The organism is Nocardia sp. NPDC058519, from assembly GCF_042719755.1.
Lineage (GTDB): Bacteria > Actinomycetota > Actinomycetes > Mycobacteriales > Mycobacteriaceae > Nocardia.
This window is the reverse complement of the sequence record NZ_JBHXNK010000014.1, coordinates 1-13,560: the sequence shown is the minus strand read 5'-3', so window position 1 is coordinate 13,560 and position 13,560 is coordinate 1. Positions and strand designations below refer to the sequence as shown.

18 protein-coding genes are annotated in these 13,560 nt (G+C 67.3%); 7 read left to right on the top strand and 11 right to left on the bottom strand.

Annotated elements, in window-relative coordinates; all coding sequences use genetic code 11:
* Positions 1-192 precede the first annotated feature (192 nt).
* Complete coding sequence (locus ACFWPK_RS17165) at positions 193-1,026, top strand: Ig-like domain-containing protein (protein WP_378916705.1); 834 nt, start codon at positions 193-195, stop codon at positions 1,024-1,026.
* A gap of 27 nt (positions 1,027-1,053) precedes the next feature.
* Here the strand turns inward: ACFWPK_RS17165 and rsgA are convergent, their stop codons facing one another.
* Together rsgA and aroA are read right to left on the bottom strand one after the other, a co-directional pair.
* Positions 1,054-2,058 (bottom strand): ribosome small subunit-dependent GTPase A, encoded by a 1,005-nt coding sequence (gene rsgA, locus ACFWPK_RS17160; protein WP_378916998.1) that lies wholly within the window; start codon positions 2,056-2,058, stop codon positions 1,054-1,056.
* Complete coding sequence (gene aroA, locus ACFWPK_RS17155; protein ID WP_378916702.1) at positions 2,055-3,395, bottom strand: 3-phosphoshikimate 1-carboxyvinyltransferase; 1,341 nt, start codon at positions 3,393-3,395, stop codon at positions 2,055-2,057. The genes rsgA and aroA overlap by 4 nt, the downstream gene beginning before the upstream one ends.
* 63 nt (positions 3,396-3,458) lie before the next feature.
* On the opposite strand from aroA, the gene ACFWPK_RS17150 reads away from it, so the two are divergent.
* Positions 3,459-4,244: an SOS response-associated peptidase gene (locus tag ACFWPK_RS17150; RefSeq protein ID WP_378916700.1), complete on the top strand. Its 786-nt coding sequence runs from the start codon at positions 3,459-3,461 to the stop codon at positions 4,242-4,244.
* Positions 4,245-4,269: 25 nt separating this feature from the next.
* Here ACFWPK_RS17150 and ACFWPK_RS17145 read toward each other — a convergent pair whose 3' ends face one another.
* Together ACFWPK_RS17145 and ybaK are read right to left on the bottom strand one after the other, a co-directional pair.
* Positions 4,270-4,581: a hypothetical protein gene (locus tag ACFWPK_RS17145; protein WP_378916697.1), complete on the bottom strand. Its 312-nt coding sequence runs from the start codon at positions 4,579-4,581 to the stop codon at positions 4,270-4,272.
* Positions 4,582-4,674: 93 nt separating this feature from the next.
* Complete coding sequence (gene ybaK, locus ACFWPK_RS17140; protein WP_378916694.1) at positions 4,675-5,151, bottom strand: Cys-tRNA(Pro) deacylase; 477 nt, start codon at positions 5,149-5,151, stop codon at positions 4,675-4,677.
* A gap of 242 nt (positions 5,152-5,393) precedes the next feature.
* On the opposite strand from ybaK, the gene ACFWPK_RS17135 reads away from it, so the two are divergent.
* Positions 5,394-6,029, top strand: coding sequence for a sigma-70 family RNA polymerase sigma factor (locus tag ACFWPK_RS17135; RefSeq protein ID WP_174552018.1), 636 nt, complete (start codon positions 5,394-5,396; stop codon positions 6,027-6,029).
* Positions 6,030-6,049: 20 nt separating this feature from the next.
* Positions 6,050-6,307, top strand: a complete 258-nt coding sequence (rsrA, locus tag ACFWPK_RS17130; RefSeq protein WP_378916995.1) for a mycothiol system anti-sigma-R factor — start codon at positions 6,050-6,052, stop codon at positions 6,305-6,307.
* Between the two features lie 71 nt (positions 6,308-6,378).
* On the opposite strand, the gene ACFWPK_RS17125 is transcribed toward rsrA, so the two are convergent.
* Positions 6,379-6,453, bottom strand: a complete 75-nt coding sequence (locus ACFWPK_RS17125) for a 50S ribosomal protein bL37 (RefSeq protein ID WP_022597109.1) — start codon at positions 6,451-6,453, stop codon at positions 6,379-6,381.
* Between the two features lie 118 nt (positions 6,454-6,571).
* On the opposite strand from ACFWPK_RS17125, the gene ACFWPK_RS17120 reads away from it, so the two are divergent.
* Together ACFWPK_RS17120 and ACFWPK_RS17115 are read left to right on the top strand one after the other, a co-directional pair.
* Complete coding sequence (locus tag ACFWPK_RS17120) at positions 6,572-6,787, top strand: biotin/lipoyl-binding carrier protein (RefSeq protein WP_378916691.1); 216 nt, start codon at positions 6,572-6,574, stop codon at positions 6,785-6,787.
* 29 nt (positions 6,788-6,816) lie between these two features.
* Positions 6,817-8,331 (top strand): sensor histidine kinase, encoded by a 1,515-nt coding sequence (locus ACFWPK_RS17115; protein ID WP_378916689.1) that lies wholly within the window; start codon positions 6,817-6,819, stop codon positions 8,329-8,331.
* Positions 8,332-8,447: 116 nt separating this feature from the next.
* Here ACFWPK_RS17115 and ACFWPK_RS17110 read toward each other — a convergent pair whose 3' ends face one another.
* Positions 8,448-8,702 carry a WhiB family transcriptional regulator gene (locus ACFWPK_RS17110; RefSeq protein WP_022567051.1) on the bottom strand — a complete coding sequence of 85 codons (255 nt, stop codon included), beginning with the start codon at positions 8,700-8,702 and terminating at the stop codon, positions 8,448-8,450.
* Positions 8,703-8,953: 251 nt separating this feature from the next.
* Positions 8,954-9,898: a diacylglycerol/lipid kinase family protein gene (locus tag ACFWPK_RS17105; protein ID WP_378916686.1), complete on the bottom strand. Its 945-nt coding sequence runs from the start codon at positions 9,896-9,898 to the stop codon at positions 8,954-8,956.
* 145 nt (positions 9,899-10,043) lie between these two features.
* Between ACFWPK_RS17105 and ACFWPK_RS17100 the strand changes: the two genes are divergently transcribed.
* Positions 10,044-10,442: a hypothetical protein gene (locus ACFWPK_RS17100; RefSeq protein ID WP_378916992.1), complete on the top strand. Its 399-nt coding sequence runs from the start codon at positions 10,044-10,046 to the stop codon at positions 10,440-10,442.
* On the opposite strand, the gene ACFWPK_RS17095 is transcribed toward ACFWPK_RS17100, so the two are convergent.
* Genes ACFWPK_RS17095 through ACFWPK_RS17080 form a run of 4 tightly spaced genes read right to left on the bottom strand, consistent with a single transcriptional unit; the run spans position 10,439 to position 13,483 of the window.
* The gene (locus tag ACFWPK_RS17095; RefSeq protein ID WP_378916684.1) at positions 10,439-11,119 is read right to left on the bottom strand and encodes an endonuclease V; all 681 of its coding nucleotides are present in this window, start codon (positions 11,117-11,119) and stop codon (positions 10,439-10,441) included. The two genes, ACFWPK_RS17100 and ACFWPK_RS17095, sit on opposite strands and share 4 nt — an antisense overlap.
* Positions 11,120-11,124: 5 nt before the next feature.
* The gene (locus ACFWPK_RS17090; RefSeq protein ID WP_378916682.1) at positions 11,125-11,610 is read right to left on the bottom strand and encodes a GNAT family N-acetyltransferase; all 486 of its coding nucleotides are present in this window, start codon (positions 11,608-11,610) and stop codon (positions 11,125-11,127) included.
* Positions 11,607-12,224 carry an acid phosphatase gene (locus tag ACFWPK_RS17085; protein WP_378916678.1) on the bottom strand — a complete coding sequence of 206 codons (618 nt, stop codon included), beginning with the start codon at positions 12,222-12,224 and terminating at the stop codon, positions 11,607-11,609. The genes ACFWPK_RS17090 and ACFWPK_RS17085 overlap by 4 nt, the downstream gene beginning before the upstream one ends.
* Positions 12,225-12,247: 23 nt before the next feature.
* Complete coding sequence (locus ACFWPK_RS17080; RefSeq protein WP_378916676.1) at positions 12,248-13,483, bottom strand: hypothetical protein; 1,236 nt, start codon at positions 13,481-13,483, stop codon at positions 12,248-12,250.
* Positions 13,484-13,560: the final 77 nt, after the last annotated feature.

The following is a 13,560-nucleotide window of genomic DNA, read 5'->3' as shown; positions in this document are numbered from 1 at the left end:
CCGTGTCGAGGTTGTGAACGCGAGCCGACGCGAGTCGAATTCGAAATCTGAACGAGATCTATTTCGGATTTCGTTCCGCCGGGTACGCGGGCGTGATCTACTGCTCGCCACTCGGGCGAATCAGCGCCTCGACGACGTCGAGGGCGTCCGGCGTACTTGGAGACGATGATGGTGGACAGAAGAGTGCAGCGTGTGGCCACGTTCGCGGCCGCGGCGGGGCTGGCGATGGCGGCGTTTCCGGGAACGGCCGTGGCCGCTCCCGCGGCGATCACCTGGGACGACGGCAACAGTCGTTTCACCAGGACGGTGTCGAACACCAACCCGGTGGTCGGCGACACGGTGACCGTGACGACGAAGTTCGAGCGCACCGGCATTCCGGTGGAGTACATCTACTCGATCAAGGATCTGCACCCGGCGTGCCTGACCCCGGTCGCGGGCTCGGCGAAGATGTCGGGTGACGTGGTGTCGATCGATACGGCGTCCTCGGACTGGGTCCGTGCCGAGTTCGGCATCACCAAGTACCCGGTGTACCCGAATATTTCGCCGAAATCGCAGACCTTCGAGATCCAGTACAAGGTCGGCGTGAACTGCGCCCGCGATACTCCGCTGCCGACGTCGATGCACTACGGCGGCTCGCTCGGCGACGGCATCTATCAGGGCAAGGGTCCGGCCATCACGGTGTCAGGTGACGCCGTATCCAGCACCACCATCACCGAGGTGTCGGGTGCGCAGGTCGGCAAGGCCGTCACGCTGGAGGCCAGCGTGACCCCGGCGGCCGCGGGCGGCACGGTCCAGTTCAAGGCGGGCGACAACGTGCTCGGTGACATCCCGGTCGGCGCGAACGGCAAGGCGAGCATCGTCTGGACGCCGGGTGCCGCGGGCTCTTACAGCATCGGCGCGGCCTTCTCCGGGCGCAGCGGTGTGGCGAGTTCGTCGACCACCAAGACGGTCACCGTGGCCGAAGTACCGACCGACGGCGGCGGTGGCGATGGTGGCGGCGTGAATACCGGGTCGTTCAGCTTCTAAAGAGTCGGCCCGGCACGGAATCGGTTGCTACCAAGCATCGTTGGAGATCAGGGCGGTGAGCAACGTGCGAATCGCGGCGACCCGCCGTTCCGTGCCGGGCAGCTGATCGAGCGCGCATTCCGGATCGGCGGGCGGGCCGAGGTGGGTGCAGCCGCGCGGACAGTCCTCGATGGCACCGGCGAGGTCGGTGAACGAGGCGATCACATCGTCGGGAGTGATGTGGGCGAGACCGAACGAACGCACGCCGGGAGTATCGATCACCCAGCCGCCTCCGGGCAGCGGCAATGCCACCGACTGCGTGGAGGTGTGCTTGCCCTTGCCGACACCGGACACCTCGCCGACCGCCCGATAGGCGTCGGGCACAAGACGATTCACCATCGTCGATTTGCCGACACCGGAGTGTCCGATCAACGCGGTGAGCCGGTCGCTCGAGATCTCGAGCACCGGCTCCATAGGGTCGTCGATGCCCGCGTAGAGAATCTTGAGATCGAGACCGTCGAAGGCCGAGGCGAATTCGGATTCCGAGACCAGATCGCGCTTGGTCAGCACCAGAATCGGTTCCAGCCCACCGGCATACGCGGCCACCATCGCCCGCTCGACGAAACCCGTGCGCGGCGGCGGATCGGCCAGCGCCACAACGATGAACAGCTGCTGGGCGTTGGCGACGACGATGCGCTCGAACGGGTCGGTATCGTCGGCGGTGCGGCGCAACACGGTGCTGCGCGCGCTCACCCGCACGATTCGGGCCAGGCTGTCCGGCCTGCCGGTGAGGTCGCCCACCACGTCGACCTGATCACCGACGACGATCGGGGTGCGGCCCAGCTCGCGGGCGCGCATGGCGACGATGCGCCGGTCGGCGTCACCGTCGAGCACGCACCCCCAGCGGCCGCGGTCGACGGCCACCACCATGGCGGCCTCGGCGTCGGCGTGCTGCGGACGGGTCTTGGTGCGGGGACGCGACGACGCCTTACCCGGGCGCACCCGGACATCGGATTCGTCGTAGCTGGCTGAGGATCGCCCCTGGCGGCTCAGCGCGCCACCCCCTCGCCGGATAACGCGGGTGCCAGCATCTGTTCCCACAGCGCGACGAAGGTCGGCAGGGTCTTGGCGGTGGTGCCGATGTCCTCGATCTCCACGCCGGGCACTCGCAGCCCGAGAATCGCACCGGCGGTGGCCATTCGGTGATCGGCGTAGGAGTGCCACCGACCGGCGTGCAGCGGGGCGGGCACGATCTCGAGGCCGTCCTCGGTCTCGGTGACATTGCCGCCGAGGCGATTGATCTCGGCGGAAAGTGCTGCGAGACGGTCTGTTTCGTGCCCACGCAGATGGGCGATGCCACGCAGTCGCGAGGGCGAATCGGCCAGTGCGGCCAGCGCGGCGACGGTGGGGGTGAGTTCGCCGACGTCGTGCAGGTCGATGTCGATGCCCGCCAGGCGTTCCGGGCCTGCCACGGTGAGAATGCCGTCGAAGATGCGGGCCTCGGCGCCCATCCGGACGAGGATCTCGCGGATCACGTCACCGGGCTGGGTGGTGCCGCGCGGCCACATCGGGATGCTTACCTCGCCGCCGGTCACCGCGGCCGCCGCCAGGAACGGGGTGGCGTTGGACAGATCGGGCTCGATGTCCCAATCGACCGCGCGGATCGGGCCGGGTGCCACGGTCCAGGTCTGGGCGTTGCCGGAATCGGCGGGGGTCTGCACGGCCACGTCGGCGCGACGCAGCATTTCGACGGTCATCTCGATGTGCGGCATCGACGGCAGTGCCTTGCCGTCGTGGTGGACGGTGATGCCCTCGTCGAAGCGGGCGGCCGAGAGCAGCAGGCCCGAAACGAACTGCGAGGAACCCGAGGCGTCGATGGTGACGGTGCCGCCGCGCAGGGCGCCGGTGCCGTGCACGACGAACGGCAGCGCGTCACCGTCGACATCGAGACCCAGCTTGCGCAAGGCGTCGAGGATGGTGGTCAGCGGGCGCAGCTTCGCCTGCTCGTCGCCGAAGAACGCGACATCGCCCGTGGCCAGTGCGGCGGCGGGCGGCAAGAATCGCATGATGGTGCCCGCCAGGCCGCAGTCGACCGCGGCGCTGTGCAGGGGAGCCGGGGTGACCTCGAGCGTCTCGGCGTCGCCGGTGATCTCGGTGCCGAGGGCGCGCAGGGCCCCGATCATCAGGTCGGTGTCGCGGCTGCGCAGCGCACCGGTGAGCGTGGACGGCCCATCGGCCAGTGCGGCCAGGATGAGCGCGCGGTTGGTGATGGACTTCGAACCGGGCAGGGTCACGGTCGCGTGGACGGGGACCTCGATATGGGGCGCAGGCCAGAAACTCACGCCCCCATCTTCGCTTATGTGCGGTTCGAACACACCGGTGGTGCGCATTTCGGCGTGGGGTGGGGTCGTCAGCAGGGTCTTCTGTCGGTCCCCGCGCGTATCTTGACCTTTATGTGTGGACGATATGCGACGACCACGAATCCGGGCCGGTTGGCGGCCGAACTGGACGCTGTCGACGAGACGGGGCTCGACGAGCCGGATGCCGCCGTCAGCTACAACGTCGCGCCGACCACCCAGGTGCTCACCGTCGTGGAACGGCACGCGCACGGCGAACCCGACGACGATCCGCGCCTGCGGATCCGGCGCATGCGCTGGGGCTTGATCCCGCACTGGACCAAGGCGGCCGAACCCGGCGTGCCCGCCAAGGGGAAGCCGCTGTTCAACGCGCGTGCCGACAAGGCGAGTACCGCGCCGTCGTTCCGCGACGCGGTCAAACACAAGCGCTGCCTGGTGCCGATGGACGGCTGGTACGAGTGGCTGGTCGAGCCGGCGCCGACCGGCAAGGGCAAGGCGGTGAAGCGGCCCTTCTATATGTCGCACAGCGACGGTTCCCTGCTCTATATGGCCGGACTGTGGTCGGTCTGGCGTGACCGCGGCCAACCCGACTCCGAGCCGCTCATGTCGTGCACGATCCTGACCACCGACGCGAGCGGCGAGCTGGCCGACATCCACGACCGGATGCCGTTGCCGATGCCGCGCGAACACTGGGACGCGTGGCTGGACCCGGACCACCCGGCGCCGGCCGATTTGCTGTTGCCGCCCTCGCAGGCGGAGCTGGCGACGATCGTGGCGCGCCCGGTCTCCACCCTGGTGAACAACGTGCGAAACAACGGCCCAGAACTGCTCCTGCTCGACGCGAACCACAACGACGAGGCCGGGCAGACCACATTGCTGTGATCATGCCCGGCCTCGGGTACCGGATTCAGAGCGAGCAGGGCACCGAATCGGTGGCGATGTTCAACCCGCACTTGATGATCCCGGTGACCAGATCGATAACCTCGGTGGCGACCCCGCCGCCGAGCTTCTCGGCCTTATCGGCGCTCTGATCGGTTTCCGGCGAGGTCCTCGGTGAACTCCTCGGCGTGGCGCCTTGGCCGTTGAGCGGATAGTCGCCGGGTTCGGCCTGCGACGGCGGGACCACCTGCGGAGCCGCGGTGGCAGGGGCTAAAGCGGCAGCGCCGAAAGTGATCATCAGGGCACCGGACAGGGCGGCGATCGTCGAACGAGCGGACATTTTCGCATCACATCCTCTGGTCGAATCGAATCGGTCGTACCGGGCGCAGAATGCACCGAAGTGAATTCGGAGCCAAGAGCCGATCGGATTGCCTCAGCTGGTGATCGGGGCGGTGACGGCGGCGCAGGCGCGCACCAGGTCCGCGGGCGCCAACTCGATTTCGAGACCGCGTTTACCCGCGCTGCACAGCACCCGATCCCAGTCGAGCGCGGAGGCGTCGACAACAGTGGGCAACTTCTTGCGCTGACCCAGCGGCGAAACCCCGCCGAGCACATAGCCGGTGGTGCGCTCGGCCTTGGTCTTGTCGGCCATACTCGCCTTCGACGCGCCGAGAGCGGCGGCCGCCGCCTTCAACGACAACCGCGCGGGCACCGGCACAACGGCCACCGCCAGCGCACCGGATGAGAGTTCGATCACCAGCGTCTTGAAGATCTGCGCGGCATGCACTCCCAGCTCGTCGCCGAGTGCGTCGACGGCCTCGTCGCCATAGGACTCCGCCCGCGGATCGTGGGAATAGGAGTGGACGCGATGCGCGATACCGCGCAGCGCCTTGATCGCGGGAGTCGACATAGCGGTCACCCTAATCGGGGCCACACCCCACCCGGCAACCACATTTCCGCCCGGTACGGGAACACGAATGCGGGGGTGCATGTTGCACACAAGTGACAAGGCAACGCGGTCCGGGAAGACGTGAAGGAGAGATAGTGACACTGCTGCTCGAGGAACGTCCTCTCCTGCCACGGGGTGCGCGATTGCCGATCGATTCCGTCGTGCCGGTAGATTCGGTTACTACGGCGATCGAAGGGATTGGTGTGACGAGCGACGACGACGTGGTGTCCGACGGTGCGTCCGGCACAGAAGTCGACGAAGCCGAGCTGGCGGCCCGGTTCGAGCGCGATGCGCTCCCGATGATCGACCAGCTCTACGGCGCCGCCCTGCGGATGACCAGGAACCCGGCCGATGCCGAGGACCTGGTGCAGGAGACGTTCGTGAAGGCGTTCCAGGGGTTCAAGTCGTTCCGGGAGGGCACCAATCTGCGTGCCTGGCTGTATCGGATCCTGACCAACACCTACATCAACTCCTACCGCAAGAAGCAGCGTCAGCCCGCGCAGTACCCGACCGACGAGATCACCGACTGGCAGCTGGCGGCCACCGCCGAGCACTCCTCGGTCGGCCTGCGCTCGGCCGAGGTGGAGGCGCTGGACGCGCTGCCCGACGACCAGATCAAGTCCGCGCTGCAGCAGCTGCCGGAGGAATTCCGGATGGCGGTGTACTACGCCGACGTCGAGGGCTTCCCGTACAAGGAAATCGCCGACATCATGGGCACCCCCATCGGTACCGTGATGTCTCGGCTGCACCGCGGACGCAAGCAGCTCAAGGGCCTGCTCGCCGACGTGGCGCGCGAACGTGGATTCGACCGTGGGGAACGCCAGGAGGTAGTCAAGTGAGTGACGATCCCGATCTCGACATGGACTGCACCGCGGTCCTCGCGGATGTGTGGCTCATGCTCGACAACGAGTGCGACAACGCCACCCGGGAGCGCCTGCAGGAGCACATGGACCACTGCAGCCCCTGCATCGAGGCCTACGGCATCGAGGAGAAGATCAAGGGTCTGCTCAGCCGCAAGTGCGGTGGTGAGCACGCTCCCGATGGTCTGCGCGAGCGCCTGAAGCTGGAGATCCACCGGTCGATCACGGTCGCCAGGATCGAGACCACCGAGGGCTGATCAGCCCTGAGACGACAACAGCACGCTCTCATCGAGAGCGTGCTGTTGTCGTCTGTGCGCAGCGGCACGACTCAAGCGTTAGGACGCTTGCCGTGGTTTGCGGCGTTGCCCTTGCGGCTGCGCTTCTTACGTCCACGCTTACCCATGGGAGCTCCCTTCTATGTCTGGTCGAGAGCCATTGTTTCACGTGTGGTTGGCTGTATCTTCGGCGGATACCGGCCACCGTCGCATCGCGGTGGCCGCACGACTATTGAACGGGGTGCCATGCCTGAAGAAGTGCGCGCGGAGATGGTCTCGACCGTGCTCGCTGTGGAGGTCACTGTGGGCGAGCACGTCCAGGTCGACCAGACCCTGGTGCTGCTCGAATCGATGAAGATGGAGATCCCGGTGCTCACCGAGATCGAGGGCGACGTCACCTCGGTCGACGTCACGCCGGGCCAGGTTTTACAGGCGGGCGACCTCATCGCCACCATCGCGTAAGTCACACGAAAACGAAGCGGTAATCCAGCGTGGCAACACTGAGCGAGCTACTGGCCGAACACACCGACCTTCCCGGCATCGCCGTGGACCATCTGCAACGGGTGGTGGGCGATTGGCAGTTGCTCGCCGACCTCTCGTTCTCCGATCTGCTGCTGTGGGTGGGCGCGGGCCCGGTCGTCGACGGATCCGATGTGGTCTGTGTGGCCCAGATCCGGCCGACGACCGCGCCCACCGTGCATCTGGACGACAAGGTCGACACCACCGCCTCGCGCGCCGATTTCCCGCAGGTCTTCGATGCCCTGCTGAGCGGAAACACCGTGCGCACCGACACCGAGGTCGAGGTGAGCGGGGTCTATCACCCGAGCCCGGTACACGCGGTGCGCGAAGCGATTCCGGTGCGCTGCGGCGACGACGTGATCGCCGTGCTCAGCCGTGATTCGGACCTGGCACGCGCGCGGGTGCGCAGCACCCTCGAAACGGCCTATGTGTCCTGCGCCGACGATCTGTGCCAGATGATCGCCGACGGCAGTTTCCCCACGCCCGAGGATCGGGCGGCGACGCACTCCAGCCCGCGGGCGGGCGACGGTTTCATCCGCCTCGACACCGAGGGCACCGTCGTCTACGCGAGCCCGAACGCGCTCTCGGCCTATCACCGGATGGGGATGCAGGCCGATCTCGTCGGTCAGGATCTCGCGGTGACCACCCGTTCCCTGATCACCGATCCGTTCGACGCCCAGGAAGTGGTTGCCGATATCCAGGCCGCACTCGCCGGGCGCACCGGTCGCCGGATGGAGGTCGAGGCACGAGGGGCGACGGTGCTGTTGCGCACGCTGGTGCTGCGTCCGGGTGGGGAACTGGCCGGGCCTGCGGTCCTGGTGCGCGACGTCACCGAGGTGAAGCGGCGCGATCGCGCGTTGCTGAGCAAGGACGCCACGATCCGCGAGATCCACCACCGGGTGAAGAACAACCTGCAAACCGTGGCGGCCCTGCTGCGGTTGCAGGCCCGCCGCACCGAGAACCCGGAAGCCCAAGTGGCACTGACGGAATCGGTGCGCCGGGTCACCTCCATCGCCTCGGTGCACGAGATGCTGTCGATGTCGGTGGACGAGGAAGTCGACCTCGACGAGGTCATCGACCGGCTGCTGCCGATCATGGCGGATGTGGCGACGGTGCACACCGCGCGGATCAAGGTGCGCCGAGCAGGCTCGCTCGGGGTTTTCTCCGCGGAGCGGGCGACACCACTGGTGATGGTCCTGACGGAACTGGTGCAGAACGCGATCGAGCACGCCTTCGACGCGGGCGAGAACGGTACCGTGACGATTCGCTCGGAACGTTCGGCTCGCTGGCTCGACGTGATCATCTCCGACGACGGCCGTGGCCTGCCCGCAGGGTTCAGTCTGGAAGGTTCCGACCGGTTGGGATTGCAGATCGTGCGCACCCTGGTGACTTCGGAACTCGGCGGCTCGATCGGTTTGCATCCCGGTGCCGAAGTGGGCACCGACGCGGTGTTGCGGGTTCCGCTCGGACGTCGTTCCGGGCGCTGACAATCTCTGAAAAATACTGGTAGGCAACAATAAACCCGGCACCGTAAGGTGCCGGGTTCTCACACATGCGTTACCGGGCCGGGGGCTGAAGGCCCGGCAACGCCAGGTCCGTCGACTTAGACGGAGGTACGCGTACGGGTGCGCGCATTGCGCCGCTTGAGCGCGCGACGCTCGTCTTCGCTCATTCCACCCCACACGCCGGCATCCTGTCCGGACTTCAGGGCCCATGACAGGCAATCGGCCGTGACGGGGCAGCGGGCGCAGACCAGCTTGGCATCGGCAATCTGCGCGAGCGCAGGACCACTGTTACCCACCGGGAAGAACAGTTCGGGGTCCTCATCGCGACAGATGGCCTTGTGGCGCCAGTCCATTCCTCTGCTCCTTTGCGAGGGCGCCACAAAGGGCGCCTGTAGTTAGTGGATCGTTCACTTGTGCGACTCGAATGTTTCCGCACGGTTGCTTGTGAATGCTTTCACGATCACCGTAGATGTCAATAGGTCTCCGGCGCACCGTGGGGGAGATCACGCTCTAGGCCCCCACAAGGGGAACCTGCCCGGTCCTTTGTACTCGCGTCTCCAGGTTTTCGCAGCGCAACCTGGAGATTTTTCTTGACGTCCAGGTGTCAGGACGGCTTGGGGGCCACCACGTCGAGCACACTGGGGACAGATGTGAAATGCACCATCTTGCGTTTTCCGATGAAGTCGCCATCGATTTGCAGGCCGATCTCCTGGCCCGTCTCGATTCGCACAGACGGCACATCGTCGGCGCGGAAAAGCATGGGCGACTTGGGGTTTCCATTCTCGGCCAGCAACTGCCGCGCAAGCAACAGGGTGCGCGTCACACTCATCGACTTCACCGCGAACACACCGAGGCCCGATTCGAAGGTGGTCGTGGGATTCGTGCGAATCGGACGGTCCTCCAGATAGGTCCACGGACTCGAATTCGTGACGAAGGCGTAATAGACCTCCTCGAGCGGATCTCGTCCAGGTACCTCGACCGTGACGCGCGGATCCTGGCGCCGGGCCCGGAAGAACTGACGCACCGTGGTGCGCAGATAGCGCGCGGGCGTCGCCTTGCGCCCCTTGGCGCGGGCGGTGTCGATCGCCTCGCACACATCGGCGTCGAGGCCGACGCCCGCGCTGAAGGTGAACCACCGGTCGTCGGCGAGGCCGAGCCCGATCCGGCGGTCGGCGTCGCGAGCCAGCAGATCGATGAGCTGGTTGGTTGCTGTCACCGGATCGGGGGAGATGCCGAGCGCGCGGGCGAAGACGTTCGCCGAACCGCCGGGGATGATCCCGAGGCGCGGGCGCCACACCTGGTCGTCACCGACCTGGGGCACCGGCAGGAAGCCGTTGATGGTCTCGTTGACCGTCCCATCGCCACCGTGCACGACGATCAGGTCCATTTCCTGCGTCGATGCCCACTGGGCCAGTTCGGCCGCGTGGCCGCGATGCTGGGTGTGCGCAACGGTCAGCTGCGTTCGGCTCTCCAAGGCGTGAGCGAGCAGATCCCGGGTGGCCGGGGTCGTCGAGGTGGCATTGGGATTGACAATGAGCAGCGTCCGCACAGTGCCGAGGGTAGTGCGCGCAGGCGAACAGCCGACGCCCGCCGGGCGCCACGACGCGTCGTCGTAGGCTGGGCACGTGGCAGAGCAGGACGTGACAGACGGTGACCAGCGCGAGGGCGGCGAACAGGTGCCGACCGGCATCCCGATGACGGTGCGGCTGGCCGGTGGGCTGGTCTCGCTGGAGGGACTGGCCGGGGTGGTGACCGCGATCGTGCTGATCGTGCGGGCGCTGACCGGGCACGATCAGTCCGAAGCCAGCGGGGTCGGTACCGCGATCTGGTTCGGGGTGCTGTTCGGCGGGGTGCTCGCGGCGGGCATCGGGCTGCTGCGTGGCAAACGCTGGGGACGGGCCATCGCGGTGATCGCGAATGTGTTGTTGCTTCCGGTGGCCTGGTCGTTGCTGACGGACTCGCACCAGCCGCTGTGGGGGAGTTTGCTGGGCCTGGTCGCGATCGGCGGACTAGCCACCTTGTTCGCCCCGGCCACCAGCCGCTTCATGGCTCATGATTACGGCGAAATTCCCGAGGACGACGAACGCGCTTAGTCAGCCGTCGCCGCGCGCAGCGCCTCGCGGCACAGGTGATCGGCTCGACGGGTGGTCTCGGGCTGCCGGAAACCCTGGGTGAGGGCAAGCACCTGTGCGCAGGCGGTGTCGAGGTCGATGAGGTGACCGACCGAGACGAACAGTGGCTTCACCTCGTCGCGCGTGCGCAGTGCCCGGCCGACGACCTCGCCGTCGATGGTCACATCGGCGGCATCCCCGCGGCGCGGGCCGGGTGCGCGGTATTCGCCCCACACCGATTTGGCGACACCGATGGTGGGAATTCCGGTGAGCAACCCGACATGGCAGGCCAATCCGAAACGTCGGGGATGTGCCAAACCCTGCGCGTCGCACACGAGCAGATCCGGTGTGGCGGTGAGCTTTTCCAGTGCGGCGACCGTCGCGGGCAGTTCCCGGAACGCGAGTAGTCCCGGCACATAAGGGAATTCCGAAATCCCATGTGCTACTGCCGATTCCACCGTTTCCATGGTGGCGATGTCGACAATTACCGCGGCTGTCGCGACGGTGCCGTCTTCGGCATAGGCCGAATCAATTCCGGCAGCGGTCGAAAATTGTGGCGGCGCAACGTTTTCCGTCGACACCTGGGGGCGGAGTTCGTCCTGGAGCGCGATCGCCTCTTCGGGTGTCCGCGGCCAATCGTGGGGTAACGCGATACGCATACGGCTCAGCTCGCGGTCGCGGCCAGTGCCGTCAGTTCGGCACCGGCGAGGCGATAGCCGATCCATTCGTCTTGCGGTGCGGCACCGAGGGATCGGTAGAACTCGATCGACGGTGTGTTCCAGGTGAGCACCGACCACGACACCCTGCTGTAGCCGTGTTCGACCGCCTCGGCGGCCAGGGCCGCGACCAGTGCGCGGCCGAGTCCCGTGCCGCGGGTCTCGGGGCGCACGTAGAGATCCTCGAGGTAGATACCGTGCACACCGTCCCAGGTGGAGTAGTTCAGGAACCAGATCGCGCAGCCCGCCACCTGCCCGTCGTGCTCGGCAACGTGGGCGAACAGCGCGGGCGCCGACCCGAACAGCGCCGATCGCAACTGCTCCGCGGTGAGCGTGCACTCGGCGGGCGCCTTCTCGTACTCGGCCAGATCGTGGACGAGCCCGACCATCGCGGGCACATCGTCGGGGGTGGCGCGCCGGACGAGTGCGCTCATCGCGAGACTCCTTCGATCGGTTCGGTGCGGGTCGTCAGGTTGTGGCCCCAGATGGAGCGGGCGTCGTGGTCGAAGCCGAGCACGCTCACCGCGCCGGTGGACATCGCGAACCGGCGGCCCTCACGCACCGCGAACTCCGCCCAGCGCGCGATCAGCACCCGCGAGAAATGCCCGTGACCGACCAGGATCACGTCGCGCTGTGGCAGCTGCGGCTCGGCCCGGGCGAGTACCCGGTCGGCCCTGGCGCCCACCTGCTCGGCCGTCTCGCCGCCCGGGACGGGCGCGGTCCACACGGTCCAGCCGGGCACGGTTTCGCGGATCTTCGCGGTCGTGACGCCCTCGTACTCGCCGTAGTTCCACTCGACCAGATCGTCGTCGACCTGGATCGGGGACAGTCCGGCCAGTTCGGCGGTGTGCCTGGCCCGCAGGCGCGGGCTGGTGAAGCAGAGCGGATCGCGCAGGTCTAGAGATTTCAGCACCAGCCCGGCCGCCACGGCCTGGGCCTCGCCCTGCTCGGTCAGCGGCAGGTCGGTGAAGCTGGTGTGCTTGCGCTGACTCGACCACTCGGTTTCGCCGTGGCGTAGCAGGACCAGGCGGGCATCGGGTGTGGACATGGGTCCATCATGGCAGTGCTGGTTCAGCGGAGCGCGTAGAGCTGTCCGCCACGGTGTTCGAACACCGTGTTGCCCAGGACGGCGGTGGCGATGGTGTCGCCGCGGTAGTCGGTGCGCTCGATCGGGATCTCGGCGACGGTCGTGCCGTTGCCGCTGTCCACCGCGAGCTGCCCGTCGGGGACCGGGACCAGCAGCCTGCCCGCCATCAGCGCGGGGGTGCCGATCGCATCGCGAACCGTCCACACCGGCTGTAATGTGCTGGAACTCAAGGCAATGAGACTGTCGCCGGTGAAGACGTAGATGGCCGAGCCGAGGCGGGTCACCGTGGCGCGCTCGTCCCACGGCGCGGCGAGCTGATGGGTCGCGATCTCGTTGCCGGTGCCGTCGTGCACGACGATCCTGGCGGGCAGTCCGAGGCCGGTGGCAGTGGGTGCCGTCGGGGGGTAGTAGACGGCGATCTTGTTGTCCGACACCGCGATCACCCGCATCTCAGGCGTGTCGGCGCCCGGTGCGGTGAGGACCCGCGAGCCGTACTCCTCGGGGGCGGTCGATTCCTTCGGTGCCGGGTTGAGCACGGTCAGCCGGTCGGTCGTGTCGCCGGGGCAGCGTTCGAGCACCGCGAGGCGCGAGGAACTCGACGCGGCCGACCGCAGCGCGCATCCGTTGCGCGGCTGGGTATTCGGATTCACCGGGGCATCGACGTAGCCGTACTCGAGGGTGCGCACCAGATCCGAACGCCACATCTCCAGCCGGTCGGCGCCGAGCGCGAGCAGATAGGTGCCGTCCCCGGTGACACGAATCTCGTCGTCCATGTAGCTGCTGCGCGCGACCCGGCGCTCACCGGTGTCGGCCTCGAGCATCACGGACTGACTGCACCCACGCTGATCGCGATAGGTGGCGATCACCGTGCCGAACTGCGACTCGACCCAGCACAGCGGCATATCCCGGCGATACCACCACAGCTGCTCTCCGGTGACCGGATCGCGCCCGCTCACGGTGCCGTGGTCGCCGGTCACCACCACATTGCCCGACGTGAGCGCCCGCCTGCTCGACTCGTCGGCGGCATGCCACTGCTCACGCAAAGTGGTCGGCAGCTGGGTAGCCGCGGTGACGGTGGGCGCGGGGGATGCCGCGGTGACCGAATCGGTCCCGGTGGCATCGGCACGCGCCCAGACGACGAACGCCGCTACTACGAGAGTGACGGCGATCGCGACTGCTACGAAGACATCGGCGCGCGTCCGCCGTTCGGGTGCGAGCACGACAGCGACACTAGCAGTGTCGATCGGAGTGCTGGCGCACTCGTATCCGCGGCCCTGAGGGGCCGCCGGTTGGACGC

Bases quoted from the DNA above. Each gene is read 5' to 3' on its own strand.
- aroA (WP_378916702.1), bottom strand. From the start codon at position 3,395: ATGCGCACCACCGGTGTGTTCGAACCGCACATAAGCGAAGATGGGGGC.
- ACFWPK_RS17090 (WP_378916682.1), bottom strand. From the start codon at position 11,610: ATGAGCGCACTCGTCCGGCGCGCCACCCCCGACGATGTGCCCGCGATG.
- ACFWPK_RS17145 (WP_378916697.1), bottom strand. From the start codon at position 4,581: ATGTCCGCTCGTTCGACGATCGCCGCCCTGTCCGGTGCCCTGATGATC.
- ACFWPK_RS17085 (WP_378916678.1), bottom strand. From the start codon at position 12,224: ATGTCCACACCCGATGCCCGCCTGGTCCTGCTACGCCACGGCGAAACC.
- ACFWPK_RS17110 (WP_022567051.1), bottom strand. From the start codon at position 8,702: ATGGACTGGCGCCACAAGGCCATCTGTCGCGATGAGGACCCCGAACTG.
- ACFWPK_RS17150 (WP_378916700.1), top strand. From the start codon at position 3,459: ATGTGTGGACGATATGCGACGACCACGAATCCGGGCCGGTTGGCGGCC.
- ybaK (WP_378916694.1), bottom strand. From the start codon at position 5,151: ATGTCGACTCCCGCGATCAAGGCGCTGCGCGGTATCGCGCATCGCGTC.
- ACFWPK_RS17100 (WP_378916992.1), top strand. From the start codon at position 10,044: ATGACGGTGCGGCTGGCCGGTGGGCTGGTCTCGCTGGAGGGACTGGCC.
- ACFWPK_RS17120 (WP_378916691.1), top strand. From the start codon at position 6,572: ATGCCTGAAGAAGTGCGCGCGGAGATGGTCTCGACCGTGCTCGCTGTG.
- rsrA (WP_378916995.1), top strand. From the start codon at position 6,050: ATGGACTGCACCGCGGTCCTCGCGGATGTGTGGCTCATGCTCGACAAC.
- ACFWPK_RS17095 (WP_378916684.1), bottom strand. From the start codon at position 11,119: ATGCGTATCGCGTTACCCCACGATTGGCCGCGGACACCCGAAGAGGCG.